Annotated in this window: 29 protein-coding genes and 1 riboswitch; of the genes, 15 read left to right on the forward strand and 14 right to left on the reverse strand. The window is 71.3% G+C overall.

Features of this window, described 5'->3' with window-relative positions; genetic code table 11:
* The first annotated feature begins 77 nt into the window (after positions 1–77).
* Positions 78–1,202: an acyltransferase gene (locus AB0B68_RS29380; RefSeq protein WP_357204752.1), complete on the forward strand. Its 1,125-nt coding sequence runs from the start codon at positions 78–80 to the stop codon at positions 1,200–1,202.
* Here the strand turns inward: AB0B68_RS29380 and AB0B68_RS29385 are convergent.
* The gene (locus AB0B68_RS29385) at positions 1,189–1,998 is read right to left on the reverse strand and encodes a DUF4097 family beta strand repeat-containing protein (protein WP_357204750.1); all 810 of its coding nucleotides are present in this window, start codon (positions 1,996–1,998) and stop codon (positions 1,189–1,191) included. The two genes, AB0B68_RS29380 and AB0B68_RS29385, sit on opposite strands and share 14 nt — an antisense overlap.
* 102 nt (positions 1,999–2,100) lie before the next feature.
* Here AB0B68_RS29385 and recO point away from each other — a divergent pair, with 102 nt between their 5' ends.
* From recO to AB0B68_RS29410, 5 genes are all read left to right on the forward strand, one after another.
* Entirely contained in the window at positions 2,101–2,967 is an 867-nt protein-coding gene (gene recO / locus AB0B68_RS29390; protein ID WP_357204748.1) for a DNA repair protein RecO, read from the forward strand.
* A gap of 4 nt (positions 2,968–2,971) precedes the next feature.
* Positions 2,972–3,784: an isoprenyl transferase gene (locus AB0B68_RS29395; RefSeq protein WP_355009270.1), complete on the forward strand. Its 813-nt coding sequence runs from the start codon at positions 2,972–2,974 to the stop codon at positions 3,782–3,784.
* Positions 3,785–3,855: 71 nt separating this feature from the next.
* On the forward strand, positions 3,856–4,041 hold the full coding sequence (locus AB0B68_RS29400) for a hypothetical protein (RefSeq protein WP_238660698.1): 186 nt from the start codon (positions 3,856–3,858) through the stop codon (positions 4,039–4,041).
* Positions 4,042–4,209: 168 nt separating this feature from the next.
* Positions 4,210–4,437, forward strand: coding sequence for a thioredoxin reductase (locus AB0B68_RS29405; protein WP_357264139.1), 228 nt, complete (start codon positions 4,210–4,212; stop codon positions 4,435–4,437).
* A complete protein-coding gene (locus AB0B68_RS29410; RefSeq protein WP_357264142.1) occupies positions 4,434–5,195 on the forward strand; it encodes a pirin family protein in 762 nt (253 codons plus the stop codon). The genes AB0B68_RS29405 and AB0B68_RS29410 overlap by 4 nt, the downstream gene beginning before the upstream one ends.
* 171 nt (positions 5,196–5,366) lie before the next feature.
* Here AB0B68_RS29410 and gndA read toward each other — a convergent pair whose 3' ends face one another.
* Together gndA and AB0B68_RS29420 are read right to left on the reverse strand one after the other, a co-directional pair.
* The gene (gene gndA / locus AB0B68_RS29415) at positions 5,367–6,809 is read right to left on the reverse strand and encodes an NADP-dependent phosphogluconate dehydrogenase (RefSeq protein WP_357207810.1); all 1,443 of its coding nucleotides are present in this window, start codon (positions 6,807–6,809) and stop codon (positions 5,367–5,369) included.
* A gap of 189 nt (positions 6,810–6,998) precedes the next feature.
* Positions 6,999–7,295: a thiamine-binding protein gene (locus AB0B68_RS29420; protein ID WP_357207813.1), complete on the reverse strand. Its 297-nt coding sequence runs from the start codon at positions 7,293–7,295 to the stop codon at positions 6,999–7,001.
* 289 nt (positions 7,296–7,584) lie between these two features.
* Between AB0B68_RS29420 and AB0B68_RS29425 the strand changes: the two genes are divergently transcribed.
* Complete coding sequence (locus AB0B68_RS29425) at positions 7,585–8,070, forward strand: hypothetical protein (protein ID WP_357207816.1); 486 nt, start codon at positions 7,585–7,587, stop codon at positions 8,068–8,070.
* A gap of 294 nt (positions 8,071–8,364) precedes the next feature.
* Here AB0B68_RS29425 and AB0B68_RS29430 read toward each other — a convergent pair whose 3' ends face one another.
* The 3 genes from AB0B68_RS29430 to AB0B68_RS29440 form a co-directional block, all read right to left on the reverse strand.
* Entirely contained in the window at positions 8,365–9,165 is an 801-nt protein-coding gene (locus AB0B68_RS29430) for an energy-coupling factor transporter transmembrane component T (protein WP_357264145.1), read from the reverse strand.
* Entirely contained in the window at positions 9,162–10,592 is a 1,431-nt protein-coding gene (locus AB0B68_RS29435) for an ABC transporter ATP-binding protein (RefSeq protein ID WP_357207822.1), read from the reverse strand. The genes AB0B68_RS29430 and AB0B68_RS29435 overlap by 4 nt, the downstream gene beginning before the upstream one ends.
* A gap of 111 nt (positions 10,593–10,703) precedes the next feature.
* On the reverse strand, positions 10,704–11,297 hold the full coding sequence (locus AB0B68_RS29440; RefSeq protein ID WP_210786970.1) for an ECF transporter S component: 594 nt from the start codon (positions 11,295–11,297) through the stop codon (positions 10,704–10,706).
* A gap of 74 nt (positions 11,298–11,371) precedes the next feature.
* A riboswitch (TPP riboswitch) is annotated at positions 11,372–11,476 on the reverse strand.
* 107 nt (positions 11,477–11,583) lie between these two features.
* Here AB0B68_RS29440 and AB0B68_RS29445 point away from each other — a divergent pair.
* From AB0B68_RS29445 to AB0B68_RS29460, 4 genes are all read left to right on the forward strand, one after another.
* Entirely contained in the window at positions 11,584–12,414 is an 831-nt protein-coding gene (locus AB0B68_RS29445) for an alpha/beta fold hydrolase (RefSeq protein ID WP_357264148.1), read from the forward strand.
* A gap of 53 nt (positions 12,415–12,467) precedes the next feature.
* Positions 12,468–13,217 (forward strand): SIS domain-containing protein, encoded by a 750-nt coding sequence (locus AB0B68_RS29450; protein WP_357264151.1) that lies wholly within the window; start codon positions 12,468–12,470, stop codon positions 13,215–13,217.
* A gap of 137 nt (positions 13,218–13,354) precedes the next feature.
* The gene (locus tag AB0B68_RS29455) at positions 13,355–13,858 is read left to right on the forward strand and encodes a DUF6328 family protein (protein ID WP_357206252.1); all 504 of its coding nucleotides are present in this window, start codon (positions 13,355–13,357) and stop codon (positions 13,856–13,858) included.
* Positions 13,859–13,944: 86 nt separating this feature from the next.
* Positions 13,945–15,942 carry an acyl-CoA dehydrogenase family protein gene (locus AB0B68_RS29460; RefSeq protein ID WP_357264154.1) on the forward strand — a complete coding sequence of 666 codons (1,998 nt, stop codon included), beginning with the start codon at positions 13,945–13,947 and terminating at the stop codon, positions 15,940–15,942.
* 94 nt (positions 15,943–16,036) lie between these two features.
* Here AB0B68_RS29460 and AB0B68_RS29465 read toward each other — a convergent pair whose 3' ends face one another.
* The 8 genes from AB0B68_RS29465 to AB0B68_RS29500 form a co-directional block, all read right to left on the reverse strand.
* Positions 16,037–16,204, reverse strand: coding sequence for a hypothetical protein (locus AB0B68_RS29465; protein ID WP_355009250.1), 168 nt, complete (start codon positions 16,202–16,204; stop codon positions 16,037–16,039).
* 9 nt (positions 16,205–16,213) lie between these two features.
* Entirely contained in the window at positions 16,214–16,822 is a 609-nt protein-coding gene (locus AB0B68_RS29470) for a hypothetical protein (RefSeq protein ID WP_357264157.1), read from the reverse strand.
* Positions 16,823–16,899: 77 nt separating this feature from the next.
* Positions 16,900–17,298, reverse strand: a complete 399-nt coding sequence (locus tag AB0B68_RS29475; RefSeq protein ID WP_357206256.1) for a Fur family transcriptional regulator — start codon at positions 17,296–17,298, stop codon at positions 16,900–16,902.
* The gene (locus AB0B68_RS29480; protein WP_088988100.1) at positions 17,295–17,594 is read right to left on the reverse strand and encodes a metalloregulator ArsR/SmtB family transcription factor; all 300 of its coding nucleotides are present in this window, start codon (positions 17,592–17,594) and stop codon (positions 17,295–17,297) included. Before AB0B68_RS29480 ends, AB0B68_RS29475 begins: the two co-directional genes overlap by 4 nt.
* A gap of 43 nt (positions 17,595–17,637) precedes the next feature.
* Entirely contained in the window at positions 17,638–18,504 is an 867-nt protein-coding gene (locus AB0B68_RS29485; protein ID WP_357206258.1) for a metal ABC transporter permease, read from the reverse strand.
* A gap of 3 nt (positions 18,505–18,507) precedes the next feature.
* Positions 18,508–19,269 carry an ABC transporter ATP-binding protein gene (locus AB0B68_RS29490; protein ID WP_357206260.1) on the reverse strand — a complete coding sequence of 254 codons (762 nt, stop codon included), beginning with the start codon at positions 19,267–19,269 and terminating at the stop codon, positions 18,508–18,510.
* Complete coding sequence (locus AB0B68_RS29495) at positions 19,266–20,210, reverse strand: metal ABC transporter substrate-binding protein (protein ID WP_357206262.1); 945 nt, start codon at positions 20,208–20,210, stop codon at positions 19,266–19,268. The genes AB0B68_RS29490 and AB0B68_RS29495 overlap by 4 nt, the downstream gene beginning before the upstream one ends.
* Before the next feature lie 54 nt (positions 20,211–20,264).
* The gene (locus AB0B68_RS29500; RefSeq protein ID WP_355009246.1) at positions 20,265–20,522 is read right to left on the reverse strand and encodes a hypothetical protein; all 258 of its coding nucleotides are present in this window, start codon (positions 20,520–20,522) and stop codon (positions 20,265–20,267) included.
* 29 nt (positions 20,523–20,551) lie between these two features.
* Between AB0B68_RS29500 and AB0B68_RS29505 the strand changes: the two genes are divergently transcribed.
* The 4 genes from AB0B68_RS29505 (at position 20,552) to dusB (ending at position 24,128) form a co-directional block, all read left to right on the forward strand.
* Complete coding sequence (locus tag AB0B68_RS29505; protein ID WP_357206266.1) at positions 20,552–20,893, forward strand: antibiotic biosynthesis monooxygenase; 342 nt, start codon at positions 20,552–20,554, stop codon at positions 20,891–20,893.
* 24 nt (positions 20,894–20,917) lie between these two features.
* The gene (locus tag AB0B68_RS29510) at positions 20,918–21,397 is read left to right on the forward strand and encodes a hypothetical protein (RefSeq protein WP_112589144.1); all 480 of its coding nucleotides are present in this window, start codon (positions 20,918–20,920) and stop codon (positions 21,395–21,397) included.
* A 114-nt stretch (positions 21,398–21,511) separates the two neighbouring features.
* Positions 21,512–22,891 (forward strand): glycine--tRNA ligase, encoded by a 1,380-nt coding sequence (locus AB0B68_RS29515; RefSeq protein ID WP_091409675.1) that lies wholly within the window; start codon positions 21,512–21,514, stop codon positions 22,889–22,891.
* 64 nt (positions 22,892–22,955) lie between these two features.
* On the forward strand, positions 22,956–24,128 hold the full coding sequence (gene dusB, locus AB0B68_RS29520) for a tRNA dihydrouridine synthase DusB (protein WP_357264160.1): 1,173 nt from the start codon (positions 22,956–22,958) through the stop codon (positions 24,126–24,128).
* Positions 24,129–24,765 lie beyond the last annotated feature (637 nt).

Consider the following 24,765-nt stretch of genomic DNA (forward strand, 5'->3'; position numbering starts at 1 on the left):
GGACAGCGGTCGTTTGGTGCGGGCGCCACGCAGGGTAGGAAAGTCGTGCCCCGCGTCCCCGACCGAGATGCAGGCTGATGCGCAACAGGTACCTCGACCTCCTCCGTGCCCTGGCCATCATTCGAGTGGTCGTTTACCACGTCACCGGATGGGCGACCCTCACCCTCGTCTTCCCCGCCATGTCGGTGATGTTCGCGCTGGCAGGCTCACTGATGGCCGCGTCGCTGACCCGGGTCGGCCCGGCGGCGGTCGGGCGTCGGCTGCGTCGGCTGCTGCCGTCGCTGTGGGTGCTCGCGGTGGTTTTCGTGCCGGCCATGCTGTTCAGCGGGTTGTCGGTGAGCCCTCGGGTGCTGCTGTGGCTGTTCCCGATCGCCGACCCGCCGGCCAACCACTGGGGCGCGCTGGCCCTGAGCACCATCTGGTACCTGCGCGACTATCTCTGGTTCTTGCTCGCCTCGCCTGTCGCGATCTGGCTGTTCCGGCGTGCCCCGCTGATGACGGTGCTCGCCCCGTACCTCCTGCTGGTGACCATCGAGGTGGGGATCTACCCGGCACCGCCGGTGCTGCGCGAGTTCGGGCTCTACTTCGGCGCGTGGCTGCTCGGCTTCGCCCACCACGCCGGGATGCTGCGCCGGCTCTCCGGCCGGCTGCTGTACCCGCTCGCCCTCGCCCTCGCCGTGGGCGGCGGCGCCTGGATCGTCGAGCATCCCGGTCCGCGTGGGTACGACCTGAACGACAACCCCCTGGGCAACGCCCTCTGGTCGGCCGCGTTCATCCTGATCGTGCTGGGCCGGGCGCCGGCCGGGGTGGCCTGGCTGAGCCGGAGCCGACCGGCCGACCGGGCGGTGACAATGCTCAACCGGCGGGCGCTCACCGTCTACCTCTGGCACATGCCGTTCGTGGTGGCGCTCACCCCACTGGTCGACGTGGTGGGCTGGTCCCACCAGGACCCGGTGGGCCTGGCCATCCGGGTGCTGCTGGTCTTCGCCCTGGTCGGGCTGGTCACCCTGGCCGTCGGGTGGGTCGAGGACGTCGCCGCCCGTCGCCGCCCGGAGCTGATCCCCGGTGGCCCGACGCCGTCCGTCGACGCGACGGCCCGGCCGGGTGCCGAAGCCGCGGGCGGGGCGACCGTCGGACGAGCGGTGGTGCCGGCGCAGCGGACGGCCGGGGAGCCGGCCGACGTCGAGATCAACGCTCGCTGATCGTGAGGTTGCCGCTGTTGGCCGAACCGTCGAGCACCAGGGACGCCGCCGGGTTGTCAGCGACGGTCACGGTCTCGTCGCCGGAATCGGCGTTGGACCGGACCCGGTAGCTGCCCTGCGGCACCACCAGCGTGACGTCACCGCTGGAGGCGTGGACCCGGGCCGAGGCGGGCTTGTCCAGCTCCACGTTGACATTGCCCGAGCTGGCCTCAGCATCGACAGTGCCGCCCAGCCGGCGCGCGGTGATGTCTCCCGACGAGGCGCGCAGCCGTACCGCCGCGGCGGCCTCGTTCACCTCGATGTTGCCCGACTGGGCCTCCACGCCGACCGCGCCCGACGCACCGGAGATCCGCACGTCGCCCGAGCGCACCTGTAGCTCCACGGTGCCGACCCGGCTCAGCTCGACGTTGCCGGAGCTGGTCTCGCCCTTTACCGCCACACCCTCCGGCACCGTCACCTCGTAGGAGATGCTGCATCGCGAGCCACAGTCGGTGTCCAGCACCAACTCGCTGCCCTTGATCTCGTAGCGGGTGTTGTCCGGTTCACCGCCCTGGTAGCGAACCACTCGCTTGATCCGCACCTCGGACGCCGCGCCGGTGCCGCGGATCACCACGTCGCCCGAACCCCCGGAGACCCGGACCGTGGTGATCCGGGCCGCCTCGGTGTTGTCGTAGTCGAGCCGACGGAACGACAGGTTGTCGCACCCGGCGAGCACGATGAGGGTGGTGGCGAGCCCCAGCGCGACGGGAGCGGCGACGCGACGACGGCGGGCGGTGGTGGTCAGGTGCAGGGCCATGACCAGCACGCTACGGCCGGGCACGAGGCCGACGCATCGGGGTTCAACCGCGCTTGCACCCCGAACCAACCCTGATTTCACACCCCGAGGGAGAATGGCCCGATGGCCGGGTATCGCCGACAGCTCTACCGCGACGACGCGGTGGTGCTGCGTGTGCAGAAGCTCGGCGAGTCCGACCGGATCATCACCCTGCTCACCCGCCGGCACGGCCGGCTACGCGCGGTGGCTCGAGGCATCCGCCGCACCACCAGCAAGTTCGGTGCCCGGCTTGAGCCGTTCGGCCACGTCGACCTCCAACTCGCCGGCGACCCGAAGGGCAACCACGGCAGTTCACTGCACACCGTGAGCCAGGTCGAGGGCATCGACCTGTACGGCAAACGGTTCCTGGGCGACTATCCGCGCTACACGGCGGCCAGCGCGATCGCCGAGACCGCCGAGCGGCTGACCCCGGTGGAACGGGAGCCGTCGCTGCGGCTGTTCCAGCTCACAGTCGGCGCGCTGAAGGCGCTGTCCCGGGGCGAGCACGCCACCACCCTGGTGCTCGACGCGTACCTGCTGCGCGGGATGTCCCTGGCCGGCTGGGCGCCGGCGCTGGTCGCCTGCGCGGTCTGCGGCACGCCCGGGCGGCACCGGGCGTTCTCGGTTCCGGCCGGCGGCGCTGTCTGTCCGGACTGCCGGCCCCCCGGGGCGGCTCATCCCGCCCCGGCCACCATCGACCTGATGTCCGCGCTGACCTCCGGCGACTGGGTGATCGCCGACGCCACCGACACCGCCGTACGTCGAGAGTGCAGTGGGCTGGTCGCGGCTCACCTGCAGTGGCACCTGGAGCGCGCGCTACGCTCGCTGCCGCTGGTCGACCGGGGTCCCTCGGCGGCCGGCACGGCCCCTCCGCCGGAAGGCACCGGGGCCGTGGTGCTCCGGCCACGCGGCGACGTCGAGGCCGGGGCGGACGGCGCGAACAGGGAGTGACCGAGTGATCCGATCGAAGAAGGCCGGCCGGCGCGAGCCGACCCCGCCGGTGCCACACCCGTCCGGGGCCCGACCGCCGGCGCTGCCCACCGACGCGGTGCCGAAGCACGTGGCGGTGGTGATGGATGGCAACGGCCGCTGGGCCAAGGACCGCGGGCTGCCCCGCACCAAGGGGCACGAGGCGGGGGAGCACAGCCTCTTCGACACCATCGAAGGCGCCATCGAGATGGGCATTCCGTACCTGTCGGCGTACGCGTTCTCCACCGAGAACTGGCGGCGCTCGCCCGACGAGGTCCGGTTCCTGATGGGGTTCAACCGGGACGTGATCCGTCGCCGCCGTGACCAACTGGTCGACCTGGGCGTACGGGTGGTGTGGTCGGGCCGGCCCGGTCGGCTGTGGAAGAGCGTCATCACCGAGCTGCAGACCGCCGAGGAGATGTCCCGCGACAACTCGACGCTGACCCTGCAGTTCTGCGTCAACTACGGCGGGCAGGCCGAGATCGGTGACGCCGCCGCCGCGATCGCACGGGACGTGGCGGCCGGCCGGCTGGATCCGGCGAAGGTCACCGAGAAGACCGTGGCGAAGTACCTCTACCACCCGGAGATCCCGGAGGTGGACCTGTTCCTGCGCCCTTCCGGTGAGGAACGGATCTCCAACTTCCTGCTCTGGCAGACGGCGTACGCCGAGTTGGTCTTCCTGGACACGCTCTGGCCCGACTTCGACCGCCGCCACCTCTGGTACGCGTGCGAGCTCTACGCCCAGCGGGACCGACGCTTCGGCGGCGCGTTGCCCAACCCGGTCGCCCCGGTTATCTGAGCCGACGCGCTTATCCGCACGTCACTCTGGGTATCAGAGTCGTCAGAAGCCACTGACGGAGGTGAACCCACATGATCCAGAAGCGCATTGCCCAGTGGGCGGTGATGGCTATCGCGGTGCCGCTGGCCGCGGCCGGCGCCCGCCGACTCAGCCACACCCTGGAGGCCCGGCGTGGTCCCTCCGGGGCGACCCGGCTGCTGACCAAGGGTGCGGACCTGATGCGTCCGCAGAAGGCCAAGCGCCGCCGCTTCTTCTGACCGATCCCTTAGCTGTCCTCGGCGCCGCCCGCACTCCCGTGCGGGCGGCGCCGTCGCGTCCCCACCAACTCACCCCGCCTGTGAGGGTGGGTGCGCTCGTTTCGGGGTCCTGCGCAAAGGCGGCGGGTAGGGTCCGGAGGTGGTGGGACGACGGCGGTTGGGGGCCAGATGCGGGATCTCCGCTTCAAGATGATCATGGCGTTGAACGCCGCCGACCTGGGCGACCCGATCTGCGAGCAGGTAGCCGACATCTGTGCCGAGATCGCCGAGCAGCACTGTGCCGAGTTCGGCCACACTCCCCAGTTGCGCACCGGTGAGATCGCCGAACTGGCCAGCGGCGAGCCGGCCCTGACCTGGGCGCCGTCGACCTTCGACGCCGGGCAGCGTGCCTGGTGACCGGGCCAGCGCCCGCCGTCGACATCCGTCGTGCCGATGATCGATTCGCCACCCGGATCTCCTGGCTGGACTCCAAGCACTCCTTCTCGTTCTCCCGGCACTACGACCCGGCCAACACCCACCACGGCCTGCTGCTGGTCAACAACGACGACGTGGTCCGACCGGGCGCCGGCTTCGAGACCCACCCGCACCAGGACATGGAGATCGTGACCTGGGTGCTGCGCGGTTCCCTGGTGCACCAGGACTCCACCGGGCACTCCGGGGTGATCTACCCGGGTCTGGCCCAGCGGATGAGCGCCGGCACCGGCATCCTGCACTCCGAGAAGAACGACGCCTGGCGGCTCAACAACCAGGAGCCGCACACCGACCCGGTGCACTTCGTGCAGATGTGGGTGCTCCCCGACGAGCAGGGCGTAGACCCCGGCTACGAGCAGTTGGAGATCGAGGACGAGCTGCTCCGCGGGGGCCTGGTGCCGATCGCGTCCGGGATGGACCGCTACGACGGCGCGTCCGCGATCCGGATCCGCAACCGGTACGCGACCCTGCACGCCGCCCGTCTCGCCCCCGGCGACGAGGTCACCATCCCGGACGCGCCCTACGTGCACCTCTACGTGCCCAACGGCACGGTGACCCTGGAGGGCAGTGGTCCGCTCGGCAGCGGCGACGCGGCCCGGCTCACCATGACCGGTGGCCGGCGGGTGACCGCCGACGAACCAGCCGAGATCCTCGTCTGGGAGATGTACGCCACGGTCGCCTGACCACTACCGGTTCGCACCTGCCGTCTCCCTCGATCGCGCTTGAACATGGATGTAGTGGCCTCCACGGAGAGGGAGGCCACTACATCCTGGATCAAGCACGATCTAGCAGGGCGCAGGGCGCAGGGCGCAGGGCGCAGGGCGCTGGGCGCTGCGAACCGGGCGCCGCGCCGGCTACGCCGGCGACTCGGTGCGGTCGGCGGCCCAGGTGGTGTGGAACGAGCCCTCGCGGTCCACCCGCTGGTAGGTGTGCGCGCCGAAGTTGTCCCGCAGACCCTGGATCAGCGCTGCGGGCAGCCGCTCCGCGCGCAACGCGTCGAAGTACGCCAGCGACGACGAGAACGCGGGCGTCGGCACACCGGCCCGGGTCGCGTCGGCCACCACCCGCCGCCAGCTTGGCACGCCGGCGCTGACCGCCTCGGCGAAGTACGGCGCCACCAGCAGCGTCGGCAGGTCGGGCTGCTCGTCGTACGCCTCACGGATCCGGTTGAGGAAGCGGGCCCGGATGATGCAGCCGCCCCGCCAGATCGTCGCGGTGCCGCCAAGGTCGATGTCCCAGTTGTATTCCTGGCTGCCCGCGCGGATGTGGTCGAAGCCCTGCGCGTACGCGACGATCTTGGAGGCGAGCAGCGCCCGGCGGACGTCCTCGACGAAGGTCTCCCGGTCGGTCACCTGCCACTTCTCACCCGCGTCGGGGAACGCCCGGCGGGCCGCCTCGCGCTGGTCGACGTGCCCGGAGAGCGAACGCGCGAAGGTCGCCTCGGCGATCCCGGTGATCGGGATGCCCAGGTCCAGGGCGCTCTGCACGGTCCACCGACCGGTGCCCTTCTGCTCGGCCCGGTCCTGCACGATGTCCACGAACGACCGGCCGGTCGCCGCGTCGGTGTGCGCGAGCACGTCGGCGGTGATCTCGATGAGGAACGACTCAAGCTCGCCGTTGTTCCACTCCCGGAAGATCTCCGCGATTTCGGCCGGCGTCGCGTCCAGGCCGGCCCGGAGCAGGTCGTACGCCTCGGCGATGAGCTGCATGTCGGCGTACTCGATGCCGTTGTGCACCATCTTGACGAAGTGCCCGGCGCCGTCCGGCCCGACGTGCATGCAGCACGGCACGCCGTCCACCTGGGCGGCGATCTTCTCGAACATCGGCCCGAGCTTCGCGTACGACTCGGCGGAGCCGCCCGGCATGATGCTCGGCCCGCGCAGCGCGCCCTCCTCGCCGCCGGAGACACCGGTGCCGCTGAAGTGCAGCCCCTGGGCCCGCAGCGCCTCCTCGCGGCGACGGGTGTCGGCGAAGTGGGCGTTGCCGCAGTCGACGATGATGTCGCCCTCGTCGAGCAGCGGCACCAACTCATCGATCACCGCGTCGGTGGGCGCGCCGGCCTTCACCATCACGATGACCGCGCGGGGTCGTTCCAGTGACGCCACGAAATCGGCCATCGTCTCGCCGGGCAGGAACGTGCCCTCGTCGCCGTGCTCGGCGACCAGGCTGCGGGTGCGCTCCGGCGAGCGGTTGTGCACTGCCACCGTGAAGCCGTTGCGGGCCAGGTTGCGGGCCACGTTGCGACCCATCACCGCCAGCCCGGTCACACCGATTTGTGCCCTCGCCTGATCAGCCATTCGTGCCGCCACCTCTCGTCACACCACTATCAGCGCTTGGAAACTTACCGTGATGTGAGCCGATACGGACCAGTGATCGACGTCCCGTTACTGCACGTGATGCGGACGTTGCCCCTGGCGGCTCGGGCCCTCGGCGCTGGTCGGTGAGCCCCGCGCAGGGAAACGTGTCGTCATTCCGCGCCGCGCGCGTCAGCCTTCGGCGAGACGGGCTTCGATTCGGGCGATCTTCCCGGTCAGCGCGTCGGTGACCCCGGGCCGGACATCGGCCTTGAGCACCACACTGACCCGGGGCGCCTGCGCGGCGACCACGTCGACCGCCTGCTTCACCACCGCCATCACCTCGTCCCACTCGCCCTCAATGGTGGTGAACATGGCATCGGTCCGGTTGGGCAGGCCGGACGCACGGACCACCCGCACCGCCTCGGCGACCAGGTCACCCACGGAGTCGTCACCGCCGAGCGGGGTGATCGAGAACGCGATCAGCATCTGCCGATCGTGCCAGTAAAAACGGATGCGCGTCGGTCGGGCGGTGGCTACGGTACGAACATGCGTAACTGACGCCCCAATTCCGAGCCGGCCCGCCGCCCCGCGTCGCGGTCCGTGCGCTCCCGGGCGTCCCGCATTCCCTCCCCGCCGTTCGGTGGCGATGGCCCTGCCTGGCCCGGTGAGCAGTCCCTTCCCCACTCGACCGCCGCGCAACGGCGGTTACCAGCCGATCCGACCGACCGCCGCAGCGCGGGACCGGCCGTGCCGGTCGGCATTGAAGGAGGCCCGGATGCCTGCCAGGCGTAACCCGAAGAAGACCCGTACCCCGAGAGTGACGCCGCTCGGCGTCGACCCGGCAGCCGGCCACGGCCCGCTGCCAACCACCCTCCCGGCCCTCGACCTCGCGGTCGAACCGGCCCTGCCGGCGCTGCCGGCGGCACTGGTGGAGCCTGCGCCGCGGGCAGATTTGGCACTGCCCGCGGTACTGGTGGAGCCGGCGCTGCGGGCTGAGTCGGCGTTACCTGCGGCACTGGTGGAGCCGGCGCTGCCAGCCTCCGCCCCGGGCGAGGTGGCGGTCCCGGACGAGGTGGCCGTGCCGGCAGCGGTCGATGTGCCGGCGGTTGTCGACGCGCCTTCGGTGGGTGATCTACCGAAGGCGACCGGCCGACCGAAGGCACCGACGGCAGGGCCACCACAGGGCGGCGGCAACCGCTCCGGCGGCGGCCGCAGCCAGCAGGCCGGCCAGGCCCGCCGCTACGCCTTCCGCCGCAGCTGACCAAGCCACCCCACCCCACCCACCCCACCCCACCCCACCCACCCCGCCCCCGTCCCGCCCCGTCCCACCCCGCGATCTTGCACTTTCTGCGCTCACATAACTGGCATACATGAATGAATCGACGACAGAATTCGCAAGATCGACGGGGGTGGCGCGTGTGCGCCGGATGGTGACAACAACATCAGGGATGTAGTGGCCTCCTTCGCCAGCGAAGCCACTACATCCCTGATGTTGTGCGGATCTTGCCGGCGGCGGCGGGCGGGGGCAGGCAGCGGGCGGGCCGCGGGGGCGGGGTCAGCTGATGAGAGGGCGGAAGGTGCCCAGGATGACGCTCGTGGTCAGGGCGGCTGCGGCGAGTACGGCAGCTCCGGCGACGAGGAGGACGTCGGCGCGGGTGAAGTGCTGGTGGCGGGCGACGGTACGGGGTGTGCCGGCGTCGAAGCCGCGCGCGTCCATCGCCACCGCCAGTCGGGTGCCTCGGCGGATGGCCCCGACCAGCAGCGCGAACCCGGTGGAGGCGAAGAGTCGTAGCTTGGCCACCGGATCGCGGCCGGCGTCCACCCCGCGCGCCCGGCGGGCCATGGTGATCATCTGCCACTCCTGACCGAGTAGCGGCACCAGTCGGAACGCGGCCAGCGCCCCGATGGCGAACCGGGCCGGCGCCTTCGCGTTCTGGATCAACGCGTCGGCCAGGTCGGTGGGGTCGGTGGTCGCGAAGACGATCACACCGGGCAGGGCCACCGCGAACACCCGCAGCACCAGGCCGAGCGCGGTGAGCAGGACGCCGGTGCTCACCAGCACCGGTCCCACGTCCAGCAGGACCCGGCCGGACCGGTCGGCGGCGAACAGCACCAGGGTGACCAGGATGCCGGCGGCACTGAGCAGCAGTGGCCAGGCCCGCCGGGCCAGCACCCGGTAGCGGATGCCGAACAGCGGCAGGACGGCCAGTTCGAGGGCGATGGCGATTGCCGGGGCCACCGGGTCCAGGGTCGCCAGCAGGGTGAACGAGAAGACCAGTGCGGCGGCGACCTTCGCCACCGGGTTGCGGCGGGCCAACGGCGCGTCCGGCGCGGCGACCGGCTCGATGCTGATCATCGCTGGTCGTCCGGGGTCTGGTGCAGGGTGACGGTGCGGTCGGCGAGCGCGGTGACGAAGTCCGCGTCGTGGGTGACGGTGACCACGGCGTGCCCGGCGTCGCGCAGGTCGGCGAAGAGGTCGACCAGCTCCCGCCAGGTCCGCCGGTCCTGACCGAAGGTGGGTTCGTCGCAGATCAGCAGGCGTGGCGCGGTGGCGAGGGCGGTCGCCACGCTCAGCCGCCGCGCCTCGCCACCGGAGAGGGTGTACGGGTTGGCGGCGGCGAGTCGGGCCAGCCGTAGCCGTTCCAGCAGCCCGGCCACGGTCTCCTTGACGGCTGCTTCGGGTTGACCGGTGCGGCGCGGGCCCAGCGCCAGCTCGTCGAAGACGGTGCTGGTGACGAACTGGTGCTCCGGGTCCTGGAAGACCGACCCGATGCGTCGGGCCAACGCGGGTGCCCGCCACCGGTGCGGGGGAGTGCGGTGGTCCGCGCCGGCCAACTCGGCGGTCGCGGTGACCTGCCCGCTGCCCGGCCTGAGCAGACCGCCGAGCAGCAACGCCAGGGTGGACTTGCCGGCACCGTTCGGTCCGCGTACGGCGAGTGCTTCACCGGCGCGTACCGCCAGGTCGGTGGGGCCCAGCCGGGGCGGCAGGCCGAGCCGGTCGGCGGTGAGCAACAGCTCCCCGGGGCTGGCGGTCGCCGGTCGGGGCGCGATGGGGTGACCGGGCACCCAGACCCCCTCGGCGGCCAGGGCGGCGCCGTGGGCGGCGAAGACCGCCTCGGGCGGGCCGTCCGCGCGGACGCCGCCACCCGGTTCCAGGACGACCACCCGGTCGACAAGCGGCAGTGCCTCGGCGACCCGGTGCTCGACCAGGATCAGCGTGGTGTCGGCGTCCAGTGCGCCGGCCACCGCGTGCCGGACCAGCTCGGCCCCGGCCGGGTCGAGGTTGGCCGTCGGCTCGTCGAGCAGCAGCAGGGCGGGGCGCAGGGCCAGCGCGCCGGCCAGGGCGAGGCGTTGCTGCTCGCCGCCGGAGAGCGCGGCGGTATGGCGGTCCCGGGAGTACGGGAAGCCGACCCGGTGCAGGGCCTCGTCCACCCGGGGCCAGATCTCGTCGGCCGGTACTCCCCGGTTCTCCAGCCCGAACGCGACGTCGTCGCCGCAGCGCGCCATCACCAGTTGGGTCTCCGGGTCCTGGAAGACGATGCCGACCCGTTCCCGCCCCTTGCGGGGGTCGAGCCCGTCGATCTCGACGGTGCCCTCCTGCTCGCCGGAGTCCTCGGGCAGCAGTCCCGCCAGGGCGCTGAGCAGTGTGCTCTTACCGGCCCCGGACGGCCCAAGAAGCAAAACCCGTTCCCCAGCCTCAACCCGCAGATCAACCCCGCGCAGAGCCCAGGCCCGCCGCCCAGCGTGCCGCCACCCGAACCCCCGCAGCAGTACCCCGCCCACCAAACCCACCCCCTCCCACCCACCTCGCCTACCCCTGTTGATCAAGAGGTTTGCGTCAGGAAATGGGCTTCTGTTGACGCAAACCTCTTGATCAACGCCGTTGGGTGGGGGTTAGATCAGGGCTCGGTTTCGGCCTGCCGGGAAGCGGTCCAGGACGCCGGTGTTGGCCAGGGCGTTCGTCAGCAGCCAACCGCCCAGGCCGGCGATCACTGTGGCGCTGACGATGGTGAGCAGCGCGTACGGGATGCGGTAGTCGGTCAGCGCGTAGTCGACGTTCCAGACGAAGAAGTCGAACAGCGCGGCGCTGAGGCCGGTGAGCGCGCCCGCGAACACCGCGGTCGGCAGGCGGAACGACCGGTACCGGAAGGCGGCGAAGGCCAGCTCGGCGCCGATGCCCTGCACGATGCCCTGCGGAATGACAGTGCCGGCCCACTGGCTGCCCAGCAGCGCGGACAGGACCGCGGCCACGGTCTCGCAGTAGAGCGCGGCGCCGGGCTTGCGGATGACCAGCCCACCGATCACCGCCGGCATCAGCCAGACGCCGTAGAGCAGCGTCTGCGCCGGCGGGAAGAAGGCGAACGCGCCCTCGGTGGCGCTCCAGACCAGGCCCCAGGCCCAGAAGATGACGCCGAAGGCGACCGCGATCACCGAGGCGACCACGATGTCGATGGTGCGCCAACGGTGTGTGTCGGTGGTGGATGTCATGTGGTGCTCCCAGTTCGTGAGTGCGAACCAGGAGAAGACGCACGCCGCGTCCGGTGGCACCGGACTGCGGCGCGGCTGGAGGTCGACCGAACTCCCTGCGCTGGCATTACCCAGATCAGGTTCGAGGGTCTGCGGGCGTGCCCGCACTCTCAGCGCTGTGCGCTCCCCTGTCGGATATGAAGTTGTCTCGCTGACGCTAACACCGACCAGGGGCGCGGGCCCAGCAGGGCATCCGCGTGACCTGCGGGAGCGAGCGGCCGACCGCCGTCTGGGTACGCTTCCGATCATGCGGGTTGACGCGCGAGGCTTCACGTTCGAGGTGACCGTTGGCGGTCCGACGGACGGCGTACCCGTCCTGCTGCTGCACGGTTTCCCCCAGCACAGCGGCGAGTGGGACGACGTGGTGCCGGCGCTGCACGCCGCCGGGCTGCGGACGTACGCGCTGGACCAGCGCGGTTACTCACCCGGCGCCCGGCCCACGGTGGTGGCCGACTACCGGATCCCGGAACTGGTCGCCGATGTGGTGGCGGTGCTCGACGCCCTCGGGTTGGACGCCGTGCACCTGGTCGGACACGACTGGGGCGCGATAGTGGCCTGGGCGGTCGCCGCCGGGCACCCCGAGCGGGTCCACACGCTGACCGCCGTGTCCGTACCGCATCCGGCGGCCATGGCGTACGCCCTGAGCAACGACGCCCAACAGAAGGCCCGCTCGTCGTACATCGCCCTGTTCCGCAAGCCCGAAAAAGCGGAGAAGGTCCTGCTGGCGTGGCACGCCACCGCGCTGCGCAAGATGCTCGGCGGGGTGGGCGACACCTCCCGGGTGAACCGGTACGCCGACCCGATGCGTGAGCCGGGTGCGCTGACGGCCGCGCTGAACTGGTACCGGGCGATGTCCCGCGCCGACCTGGCCGGCGTCGGCCCGGTCGCGGTGCCCACCACGTACGTCTGGAGTGACCGGGACGTCGCCATCGGCCGGACCGCCGCCGAGGCGTGCGCGGAGAACGTCACCGGCGACTACCGCTTCGTGCAGCTGCCCGGGGTGAGTCACTGGATCCCGGACGCGGCACCGGCCCCGCTCGCCGAGGCGATCCTGGCCCGAGCCGGCGGGACAGCCTGAGCAGCAGTGGACACCAACGGGCTGCTGGCCCGCAATCGAACGACGGAGGACGTATGACGGTGAGTGCCGAGGACTACCTGGCCGTGGTGACCGAGACGATCGGCCGGGTGGCCGCCAGTCAGCGGGAGGCGGTGGGGCGGGCCGCCGACCTGATCGCCGAGGCCGTCCGAGCCGACGGCGTGGTGCACGCGTTCGGCACCGGGCACTCGGAGGCCCTCGCCATGGAGATCGCCGGACGGGCGGGTGGTCTGGTGCCGACCAACCGGATCGCGCTACGCGACCTGGTGCTGCTCGGCGGCGAACCGGCCGACCGGTTGGGTCCGCTGCTGGAACGGGACCCGGCCGTCGCGCACCGCCTCTACGAGCTGGCCCCGGTGCGCCCCACCGATGTCTTCGTGCTCGCCTCGAACTCCGGCGTCAACGGCGCGATGGTGGAGTTCGCCACGCTGGTGAAGGAGCACGGTCACGGGCTGGTGGCGATCACCTCGGCGCGGCACTCCGGCCGAATGGCCTCCCGGCACCCGTCCGGGCGCAAGCTGAGCGACCTCGCCGACGTGGTGCTCGACAACGGTGCGCCGTACGGCGACGCGACGCTGCCCCTGCCCGGTGGTGGCGCGGTCGGCGCGGTCTCCTCGATCACCGCGGCGCTGCTGGCGCAGCAGGTGACAGTGGAGGTGGTGGCGCGGTTGCTGGCGGCGGGGGAGCGGCCCCCGGTCTACCTGTCGGCGAACATCCCGAACGGCGACGCGCACAACAACGCGCTGGAAGCGCGGTACGCCGGCCGGATCCGACGCGGGTCCTGACGCCGCCGGCGGCCGACGTGCGTCGCCGAGATGAACGGCAGGTGTCGTGAACCTGTTTCGCGCTCGGCCGGGTGGGGCATTGGCGTTGCTGCCGGCGGGCGGGACCGCCGGCAGTAGCGTCTCACCGGAGGTAGCGCGTGTCCAAGGAGACCGAGAAGCAGCGCTGGCAGCGCAACTTCGCCGACCTGCTGCAGGAGTTGCGGGTCGCCCAGACCGGCGTGCAGATCCTCTTCGCCTTCCTGCTCACCCTGCCGTTCAGTAACGGGTTCAACGAGACCACTGAGTTCCAGCGCGACGTCTACATCGTGGCGTTGCTCGCGGCGGCCGCCGCCACCGCGATGATCATCTCGCCGGTGGCGTTCCACCGGGCGCTGTTCCGGCAGGGGCGTAAACCGGAGCTGGTCCGTTTCGCGCACCGGATGGCGACCGGCGGCCTCGCCTTCATGCTGATCGCGATGGTCAGCGCGGTCCTGCTGATCACCGACTTCGTGCTGGACCGGCCGATCGCCTTCCTGCTCAGCGCCCTGACCGGGCTGTGGTTCCTCACCTTCTGGATGGTGCTGCCGTTCGCCCGGCGCAGCTGGGGTGAGGACGACATCGACGACGATGACGACGACCCGGACACCATCGAGGAACGCTGACCGCGTCGATCTACACGCAGCGCTACCCCTGGGTAACAACCGGGGGTAGCGTGACGGTAGCCGCATCGAGCTTCGAGGGGGCAGCCGTGACCACGACGCAGAACGGCCGACCGGCACCGGACGGCCCCGACTCCGAACCCACGGCCGGTGCCGCCGCGCCGCTGCCCGCCGAAGCCGGGCAGGTCACCGAGAAGGAAGCCCGGCAGGTCGCCGAGGCCGCCCGCGAATCCACCTGGGACCGGCCCAGCTTCGGCAAGGAGCTGTTCCTCGGCCGGTTCCGGCTCGACCTGATCGACCCGTGGCCCCGATCCGACCCGGACGACGTGGCTCGCGCGGAGGAGTTCCTTGGTCGGTTCCGCGCCTTCCTGACCTCCGAGGTGGATGGTGAGGCCATCGAGCGGGACGCGTCCATACCCGACTCGGTGTTCCACGGCCTGGCCGACCTCGGCGCGTTCGGCATGAAGATCGACCGGAAGTACGGCGGGCTCGGGCTGAGCAACCTGCACTACTGCCGAGCGCTCATGCTGGCCGGCTCGGTCAGCCCGGCCATCGGCGCGCTGCTCTCGGCGCACCAGTCGATCGGGGTGCCGCAGCCACTGAAGATGTTCGGCACCCCCGAGCAGAAGCAACGCTTCCTGCCCCGGCTCGCCGCCGGTGAGGTGTCCGCGTTCCTGCTCACCGAGCCGGACGTCGGCTCCGACCCGGCCCGGCTGGCCACCATCGCGGAGCCGACCGAGGACGGCACCGGTTACCGGCTCAACGGGGTGAAGCTCTGGGCCACCAACGGCATCGTGGCCACCCTGCTGGTGGTGATGGCCCGGGTGCCGGCCACGCAGGGACGTCGGGGCGGCATCACCGCGTTCGTGGTGGACGGCGACAGCCCCGGCATCACCGTCGAGCGGCGCAACGAGTTCATCGGCCTGCGCGGGCTGGAGAACAGCCTGACCCGGTTCCACGACGTGATCGTCCCCGCCGAGAACGTCATCGGCGGCGAGGGCAAGGGGCTGAAAATCGCCCTGACCACTCTGAACACCGGCCGGCTCTCACTGCCGGCCATGTGTGTGGGCGCCGGCAAGTGGGCATTGAACGTGGCCCGAGGGTGGGCCGCCGACCGGGTCCAGTGGGGACGGCCGGTGGGCGAGCACGAGGCGGTCGCGCAGAAACTCTCCTTCATCGCCGCCACCACGTACGGCATGGAGACGATGCTCGACCTCTGCTGCCTGCTCGCCGACGACGACCGCAACGACATCCGGATCGAGGCGGCACTCGTCAAGCTGTACGCCAGCGAGATGGCCTGGAAGATCGCCGACGAGCTGATCCAGATCCGAGGTGGTCGCGGCTACGAGACGGCCGACTCACTGGCCGCCCGCGGCGAACGCCCGGCCGCCGTCGAGCAGATGCTGCGCGACCTGCGGATCAACCGGATCTTCGAGGGTTCCACCGAGATCATGCACCTGCTGATCGCGCGGGAGGCGGTCGACGCCCACCTGTCGGTGGCCGGCGACATCATCGACCCGGACGCGGGGCTTGGCCGCAAGGCCCGAGCCGGCGCACGAGCGGGCGCCTTCTACGCGAAGTGGCTGCCCACGCTCGCCGTCGGTCGAGGGCAGAGCCCTTCGGCGTACGCCGAGTTCGGCCCGCTCGCCGCGCACCTGCGCCAGGTGGAGCGTTCGTCGCGCAAGCTGGCCCGGTCGACGTTCTACGCGATGTCCCGCTGGCAGGGAAAGATGGAGCGTAAGCAGGCGTTCCTCGGCCGGGTGGTGGACATCGGCGCCGAGTTGTTCGCCATGTCCGCGGTCTGCGTCCGGGCCTCCGCCGAACGGGACAGCCGCCCGGAGAACGTCGAGCTGGCCGACCTGTTCTGCCGGCAGGCGCGGGTGCGGGTGGACGCCCTGTTCGCCGCCCTCTGGGACAACACCGACTCGGTCGACACCGCTGCCGCGAAGCGCATCCTCGCCGGCCGCTACGCGAGCCTGGAGGAGGGCGTGCTCACCCCGTCCGAGGAGCTGCCCTGGGTGGCCCGCTGGTCGCCCGGTCCGTCCACCTCCGAGGACGTCCGCCGCCGCATCCCGCCAAAGCCGTAAACCCCGCCGCGGGTCGGCCGGGGTGCGGGTCGGCAGGGGTTGACCGGGGTACGGGTCGGCAGGGGTTGACCGCGGCGCGGGTCGGCGGCTTCGGTCAGCGGGCGACCGCCCAGGCCAGCACCCCCGCCAGGATCAGACCGTTGAGCCCGGCCAGGGCCAGGTACGCCGCAGGTGGAATCTTCTTGCCCCGGCGCAGGAAGGAGACCAGGACAGCGGCGTAGCCGAGCAGCAGGACGGCGATGACGACGAGGAAGTAGAACACCCGACGACTTTAGCGGCCCCGGCTGCGTAGACCGAGTTGGCGCAGCTCCAGAGCGGCCAGGGCGTCGACTGTCGCGTCGTCGCCGCGCCGCCACGCCTCAGCGACGTCCGGGCCGATCCGGGTCAGTTGGCCCAGCGGCTGGGTGGCCAGGGCGCGCAGGGCGAGCAGATCCCGACCGGCCGGCCCGACGGCCAGCTTCGCGGCCGACCCGGCTCGGCGCATCCAGCGCAGCCGCAGCGGCAACCAACCGAAGAGCACGATGCCGAGCGGGAAGATCAGCACCGCGACGGCGAGGGCGAGGGCGAGCTGATCGACCAGGTGCTGCTGGTCGCGGCCGGCGTCGGCCAGCCCACGGGCCGCGTCGGCGGCCTGCCGGAACGGAGCGGTCAGCTCGTCGCCGACCAGTGGCACCCGGCCGACCTTGCCGCCGGCTTCGGCGAGGTTGTCGGCGAGGCCGCTGCCCGCGCCCTCCAGCTTCTGTCCGGGTACGGCGAGCGTCTGCACCAGGTCGTGCAGCCACAGCGCGCCGCGGATCGCCACGTACACCCAGGCGACGACGAGCAGGTCGGTGAGCAACTGACGGGCGGCTGTCGGAAACCGATCGGCATAGATCTTCACGCCGGACAGCGTGTCACGAACGGCCTTGGCGGGGCACCCGTGAAGTGAGCCCGGATCGCGACCGACCGGGCCGGTGGTCAGCGCGGGCAGGTCGGGCAGGTGCCGAAGATTTCCAGGGTGTGGCTGACGTCGGCGTAGCCGTGCTGCGCGGCGACCCGGTCCGCCCAGCTTTCCACGGCCGGGCCGGCCACCTCGACCGTACGCCCGCACACCCGGCAGACCAGGTGGTGGTGGTGCCCCTCGCTGCACCGGCGGTAGAGGTGCTCGCCGCCCGGCGGACGCATCACGTCGATCTCACCGGCGTCGGCGAGCCCCTGGAGGGTGCGGTAGACGGTGGTCAGGCCGACCCGCTCGCCGCGCTGCCGCAGCATCGCGTGCAGGTCCTGGGCGCTGTGGAAGCCCTCCATCTCGCCCAGCAGCGCGCTCACCGCCGAACGCTGCCGGGTGTTGCGCACCGCGGCGGTGCTCTCGCTCATGATCCCTCCCCGGCGTGGCTGACCGCGTCCGCCACGATGTGCGCGACGTGCTCGTCGACCAGGCTGTAGGCGATCTCCCGGCCTCGGCGGGAGCCGCGCACCACGCCCGCTCCGCGCAACACCCGCAGGTGCTGGGAGACCAGCGGTTGCGCCGCGCCGAGCTTCTCCACCAACTCGTGCACGCACCGCTCGCCGTCGGCCAGCTCGCTGACGATGGCCAGCCGAATGGGAGCGGACAGGGCGCGGAGCAGTTCGCTGGCCCCGTCGAACCCGTCGTAGCCCGTCGCGCTGGTCATCCTGCAACGGTAACCAATACCACCGACGTCGCGCTGACCAGGCTCAGCTCAGCACGACCTCGTGAGGTTCCGGTGTCGGTACGGCGGTCGGCGTCGTCCGGCGGCGCACGACCCGCCAGACAGCGCCGGCCACGGCCACCACCAGGAACGAGGCGATCGCCACCAGCACCACCGAGGCGCCCGGCGCGGTGTCCGCCGTGGCCGCCACCCAGACACCCGAGCCGGCGGCGAAGAGCCCGAGCGCCATCGCGGCGGCCATCGTGCTGCGGAAACCCCGGGTGACCTGCTGGGCGGTGGCAACCGGCACCACCATCAGCGCGCTGATCAGCAGCACGCCGACGGCCCGCATGGCGATGGTCACGGTGACCGCTGTGGCGACCGCGATCAGCAGGTTCAGCGTGCGGACCGGCAGACCGGAGACCCGGGCGTACTCCTCGTCGTGACTGACCGCGAAGAGCGCCGGCCGCAACGCGATCATCGTGACCAGGATCGCCGCGCCGAGCACCGCGATGGTGGTCAGGTCGGCGGGCGAGATGGTGGTCAGCGACCCGAACAGGTAGGCGTTGAGGTTCGCGCTGGTCGCGTCGGAGAGGCCGACCAGGAGTACGCCACCCGCGATGCCGCCGTAGAAGAGCAGAGCCAGAGCCAGATCACCGGAGGTACGCCCACGGGCCCGGACGATCTCGATGGCGATCGCGCCGATGGTGGCGGCGATCACCGCGACCAGCACCGGGGAGCGGTTGAGCAGCAACCCCGCGCCGACGCCGGTCAGCGCCACGTGCCCCACACCATCGCCGATCAACGCCAGCCGGCGCTGCACCAGGTAGATGCCGAGCGCCGGCGCGGCCAGGCCGATCACCAGCGCGCCGATCAGGGCGCGCTGCATGTAGGGGTACTGGAAGAGTTCCATGGGTCAGTTGCTCCACAGCCCGGCGGGCTCGTCGTAGCAGTGCGGGTGCACGTGGTCGTGGTCGGGTTCCGCGTGATGGCCGGCCGGGTCGGGCACCGCGCCGTCGTGGGCGATGCGACCCTCGTGGACGACCACAGCCCGGCTGATCACCGGTCGCAGCGGGCCCAACTCGTGGGCGACCAGCAGCACCGTTCCGCCGTCGGCGACGAAGTCGCGCAGCGCGCCGGCGAACGCCTCCTGGCTGGCCGCGTCCACCCCGGCGGTGGGCTCGTCGAGCACCAGCAGCTCCGGCTGGCCGGCCAGGGCACGGGCGATCAGGGTGCGCTGCTGCTGGCCGCCGGAGAGCGTGGACACCGGGTCACCGGCCCGGTCGGCGAGCCCGACCGCGCCCAGCGCCGCGTCGACGGCGGTCCGGTCGGCTCGACCCGGCGGACGAAGCACCCCCCGACGGGCCAGCCGGCCGGAGGCCACCACCTCCCGGACGGTCGCCGGTACGCCGCCGCCGGCGCCCAGGCGCTGTGGGACGTACCCGATGCGTGCCCACTGCCGGAACCGGCGCAACGGCCGGTCGAAGAGGGTGACCGAGCCGGCGCTGATCGGCACCAGCCCGAGCACGGCGCGGATCAGGGTGGACTTGCCCGAGCCGTTGGCGCCGAGGATCGCGACCACCTCGCCGGCGGTCACGGTGAGCGAGATGTCCCGGAGCACGGGGCGACCGTCGTAGCCGACCACCCCGTGCTCGACGGTGATGACAGGTGAGGTCACGAGCAGCTCAAGGCCGTCTGCAGGGTCCGCAGGTTGGTGCGCATCACCGAAAGGTAGTCCCCGTTGCTGCCGGCGGCGAGCCCTTCGATCGGGTCGAGCACGGCGGTCTTCGCGCCGACCTGACCGGCGATGGTCTCGGCCACCTTGGGGCTGACCAGGGTCTCGAAGAAGATCGTGGTGGCCTGGTGCTCCTTGGCCTCCTCGATCACGTGCGCGAGGCGCTGCGGCGAGGGCTCGACGTCCGGGCTCAGCCCGGTGATGCCGACCTGGTCGAGCTGGTAGCGGTCGGCGAGGTACCCGAACGCGGCGTGGCTGGTCACGATCTCCCGCCGCTGGCAGGTCGCCAGACCGTGCTTGAACTCGCCGTCCAGTGTCGTCAGGTCGGCGCGCAGGGCAGTCGCCCGGGCGGTGTAGTCGGCGGCGTGGTCCGGGTCGGCCTTGCCGAGCCGCTGGGCGAGCTGGTCGCCGATGCCGGCCAGCCGGGTCGGGTCGAGCCAGACGTGCGGGTCCTTGCCGCCGCTTTCTTCGGCGTGCCCCTCTTCGCCCTCGTGGTCGTGCCCGCCGGCGGACGCGTCCAACAGCGGTTGCACGCTCGTCACGTCGAACGCCCGGTCGCCGCCGTTCTGGGCCACGGCGTCGTCCACGGCCGGCTGGAACCCCTTGAGGTAGACGATCAGCTCCGCGTCGCTGACCTCTCCGACCTGGCTCGGGTTGAGCTCCAGGTCGTGCGGCTCGGCGCCGGGCTTGGCCAGGTTGGTGACCCGGACGGCGTCGCCGCCGATCCGTTCGGCCAGGAACTGGAGGGGGTAGAACGCGGCCACCACGTCGACTCGCTGAGGGTCGGCGCCGGCGGCACCGCCGGTGGAGCAGCCGGCTCCAGCGCCCAGGGCAAGGAGGGCGGTCGCGGCGGCCAGGACACGGTACGTGGCGCGGTTGGTCATGTCGTCAACTGTCCGTGGCAACGATAATGATTGTCAAAAACGCATGATTGCATGTCAGAGGAGCTTCGCGAGACCCACAGCCACCAGCAGGGTGAGCATCACCAGCCGGATCAGCCGGGTCTGCGGCGCCTGAACCGCCCAGGTCGTCGCCAACAGGGCGATCAGGACCCCGGCGAGCGCGAGCGTGAGCAGCCCGCCGATCACCCCGGGCGTGAAGAACGCCACCAGCACCACCACCAGGGTGAGCAGGAACACCGACGTCGGGTTCGCCCCGGCCAACCGGGCGAGCAGAGGGCGCTGCGTACGCTGCATCCCACAGACTCTACGAGGAGGAACCCCCGGTGCTGGTGACCAACCGGTTCGTGGTCGACGTCGATGCCGCCGACGGCTTCACCGAACGGGCGCACGCCGCCCTCACCGCGCTGGCCGCCCGGCCCGGCTACCTGCGCGGCCAACTGGTCCGGGCGTTGGACGACCCCCGGCACTGGTCACTGGTCACCGAATGGGAGTCGGTCGGCACGTACCGGCGGGCGCTGGGCGCCTTCGAGGTCAAGGTCAGCGCCGTGCCGCTGCTCGCCGAGTCCATCGACGAGCCCTCCGCGTACGAGGCGCTGGCCACCGCCGCCCCCGGCGGGGCCGTGGTCGTCGCCGAGAGTGATCGGGCTGCGGGTCCTTACCGCTGAGCCGCCGGACACTACGCTGCTCCTATGACCGCACCCGCCCCGCCACCCGGTCCCGGGGTGGCTCCGCCGTTCGCCGCGCCGCCCACCGAGGGCCGCCGGACTCGGCTCTGGATCGGCCTCGGCGTCGGCGCGCTCGCCGTGGTGCTCTGCTGCGGCGGCGGTGGCACCGCCGTCGTCGGCCTGGCCGTCAGCGGAGTCCAGGCCATTCGGGAACAGGCCCGCACCGTGACCGGCGACTACTACCAGGCGCTCGTCGAGCGGAACTACGGGCGGGCGTACGACCAGCTCTGCGACGACGCGCAGCGGCGTGAGTCCCGGCCGGAGTTCGAACGGCGCGCCGCCGCCGAACCGCAGGTGACAGCGTTCCGGGTGGGCGAGGTGGACACCACCTACCTGACCGTGCCGGTCGACGTGACCCTCGACGGCGGCGACCGGGAGCGGCAACAGGTCAGCCTCGGGCAGGACGGGCAGACCGGCGGCGTGGAGGTCTGCGAGGTCAGCTGACCCGTCCCCGGTATTCTGCTGGGCTCGGGGGGACGGTGGTCGTACCGTTGTCCCGAACCGACCGTTCCATCCACATCTCGCCCCCGCCGACCGCCAGCCGGCGTAGGAGGAAACATGCCAGCCGACCGTATCGACGCCGTCGTCAGCCTCGCCAAGCGCCGAGGCTTCGTCTTCCCCTCCAGTGAGATCTACGGAGGCACCCGATCGGCGTGGGACTACGGTCCGCTCGGCGTGGAGCTCAAGGAGAACGTCCGCCGGCAGTGGTGGAAGACGATGGTCCAGCAGCGCGACGACGTCGTCGGCCTGGACTCCGCGGTGATCCTGTCCCGCAAGGTGTGGGAGGCGTCCGGCCACATCGCCGAGTTCGTCGACCCGCTCACCGAGTGCCAGTTCTGTCACAAGCGGTTCCGGGCGGACCACCTGGAAGAGGCGTACGCCGAGAAGCACGGCAAGCCGCTTACCTCGCTGGCCGAGCTGAACTGCCCCAACTGCGGCAACAAGGGCACCTTCACCGAGCCGAAGATGTTCAACGGCCTGATGAAGACCTACCTGGGCCCGGTGGAGAGCGACGAGGGGCTGCACTACCTGCGCCCGGAAACCGCGCAGGGCATCTTCGTCAACTACAAGAACGTCGAGACGGTCGCCCGCAAGAAGCCCCCGTTCGGCATCGCGCAGACCGGCAAGTCGTTCCGCAACGAGATCACCCCGGGCAACTTCATCTTCCGGACCCGCGAGTTCGAGCAGATGGAGATGGAGTTCTTCGTCGAGCCGGGCACCGACGAGCAGTGGCACGAGTACTGGCTCCAGGAGCGCTGGAACTGGTACCTCGACCTCGGCCTCTCGGCGGACAATCTGCGGCTGTTCGAGCACCCCAAGGAGAAGCTGTCGCACTACTCGAAGCGGACCGTGGACATCGAGTACCGCTTCCAGTTCGGTGGCACCGAGTTCGCCGAGCTTGAGGGTGTCGCCAACCGCACCGACTTCGACCTCTCCACGCACAGCAAGCACTCCGGCGTCGACCTGTCGTACTTCGACCAGAGCAAGAGTGAGCGCTGGATGCCGTACGTCATCGAGCCGGCCGCGGGTCTGACCCGCGCGGTGCTGGCCTTCCTGCTGGAGGCGTACGACGAGGACGAGGCGCCGAACACCAAGGGCGGCGTGGACAAGCGCACCGTGATGCGGTTCGACCCGAGGCTCGCCCCGGTCAAGGTGGCGGTGCTGCCGCTGTCCCGCAACGAGGCGCTGTCGCCCAAGGCCAAGGATCTCGCGACCCTGCTGCGCAAGCGCTGGGTGGTGGAGTTCGACGACTCGCAGGCGATCGGGCGTCGCTACCGGCGGCAGGACGAGATCGGCACCCCGTTCTGCGTCACCGTCGACTTCGACACCCTTGACGACAACGCGGTGACGGTGCGCAACCGGGACACCATGGCCCAGGAGCGCGTCTCCCTGGACCAGGTCGAGCGCTACCTGATCGAGCGTCTCCCGGGCTGCTGAGACTCTGCGTACGGGGCCTCGGCCGACGCGATGAGCGCCGGTCGGGGCCCCGTACACTTGTCCGGTGACTGCCTCGACCGTGCCCGCGCTGCGCCCGCTGACTCTCGGCCAGCACCAGGTGTGGCCGCCGGTCGTGCTCGCGCCGATGGCTGGGATCACCAACATCGGGTTCCGTCGGCTCTGTCGCGAGCAGGGCGGCGGCATCTACGTCTGCGAGATGATCACCACTCGAGCGCTTGTCGAGCGCAACCCGAAGACGCTGCGCATGATCGCGTTCGGCGACGACGAGAAGCCCCGCAGTCTCCAGCTCTACGGCACCGATCCGGAGATCACCGCCGCCGCCGTGCGGATCGTCGTCGAGCGCAACCTGGCCGATCACATCGACCTCAACTTCGGCTGCCCGGTCCCGAAGGTCACCCGGCGCGGTGGCGGCGCGGCGCTGCCGTGGCGGCGGCGGCTCTTCGCGCGACTCGTGCGGGCCGCGGTGGCCGCCGCGGCACCGTCCGGCGTGCCGGTCACTGTCAAGATGCGCAAGGGCATCGACGACGACCACCTGACGTACGTCGAAGCCGGGCTCGCCGCCCAGGAGGCCGGCGTGGCAGCGGTGGCCCTGCACGGGCGCACGGCCTCGCAGCGCTACTCGGGCACCGCCGACTGGGACGCGATCGCCACCCTGAAGCAGGCCCTCGATGTGCCGGTGCTCGGTAACGGCGACATCTGGGAAGCCGACGACGCGCTGCGCATGGTGGCCCACACCGGCGTCGACGGCGTGGTCATCGGGCGCGGCTGCCTGGGCCGGCCGTGGCTCTTCGCCGACCTGGAGGCCGCCTTCAACGGTCGGCCGGAGCGGCGGCTACCCACCCTCGGCGAGGTGGCCGTGACCATGCGCCGGCACGCCGAGCTGCTGGTCGACCAGTTCACTGCCGGCGCCCGCAACCCGGCCCGAGGTGAACGCGACGGCTGCACTGACTTCCGCAAGCACGTCGCCTGGTACCTCAAGGGCTTCCCCGTCGGCGGTGAGCTGCGGCGCTCGCTGGCGATGATCGAAAGCCTGGCCCAGCTCGACGACCTGCTCGGCAAGCTCGACCCGGCGGAGCCGTTCCCGATGACCGCCCTCGGGCAGCCGCGCGGGCGTACCAACTCGCCCGGCAAGGTCTTCCTGCCGGAGGGTTGGCTGGCCAGCCGGGACGACGACACGGTCCCCGAGGGTGCCGAGATGGACGACTCCGGCGGCTGAGTCCTCGACCCTCGTGGGGTCGTCGCCGTCGGATCTTCTTCGCAGGCTCCCGGCCCGGTTCCGGCCGGGAGCAGGGGTGGACGTAGGGGTGCGGCACGCTATCGAGCTGATGTCGTAAACGAGTCATGACCTGGGCTCGGCCGTGCACCGTCCGGCGGTGCCACTGACTCGCGCTGCCCTGCGGCTGCCGCGACCGCTTGTTGCTCTGTGGCTGCCGCGACCGCTTGTTGCTCTGTGGCTGCCGCGACCGCTTGTTGCTCTGTGGCTGCCGCGACCGCTTGTTGCTCTGCGGCTACCACCACAGTGTTGCCGTCACCGTGATGCCCTGCGATTGCCGTGGTGACTTGCGCTACGGTGCCGTCACCGTGTTGCCCTGTAAGTTCCGTTGCGACGTTGCTTCGCGGCTGCCCTGGCGACGCTGATTCGTCTACGACATCAGCTCCAAAGGACCCGTGACGCAACCAACGGACCCGCGCCGGGTACTCGTCGCCGAGATCCGCGCAATATCAGGGATCTTGCGGTCTCCGGCGAGTCGGAGGCAGCAACATTGGGGATCCTGCTCGGATCTTGGGCGCGGGGCGCGGGGCGACCACGAACCCGACCCGGAGATCCCACCCCCGCACCCACCGGAGGAAGG

The sequence above is a fragment of the Micromonospora sp. NPDC049049 genome, from assembly GCF_040649115.1.
Lineage (GTDB): Bacteria > Actinomycetota > Actinomycetes > Mycobacteriales > Micromonosporaceae > Micromonospora.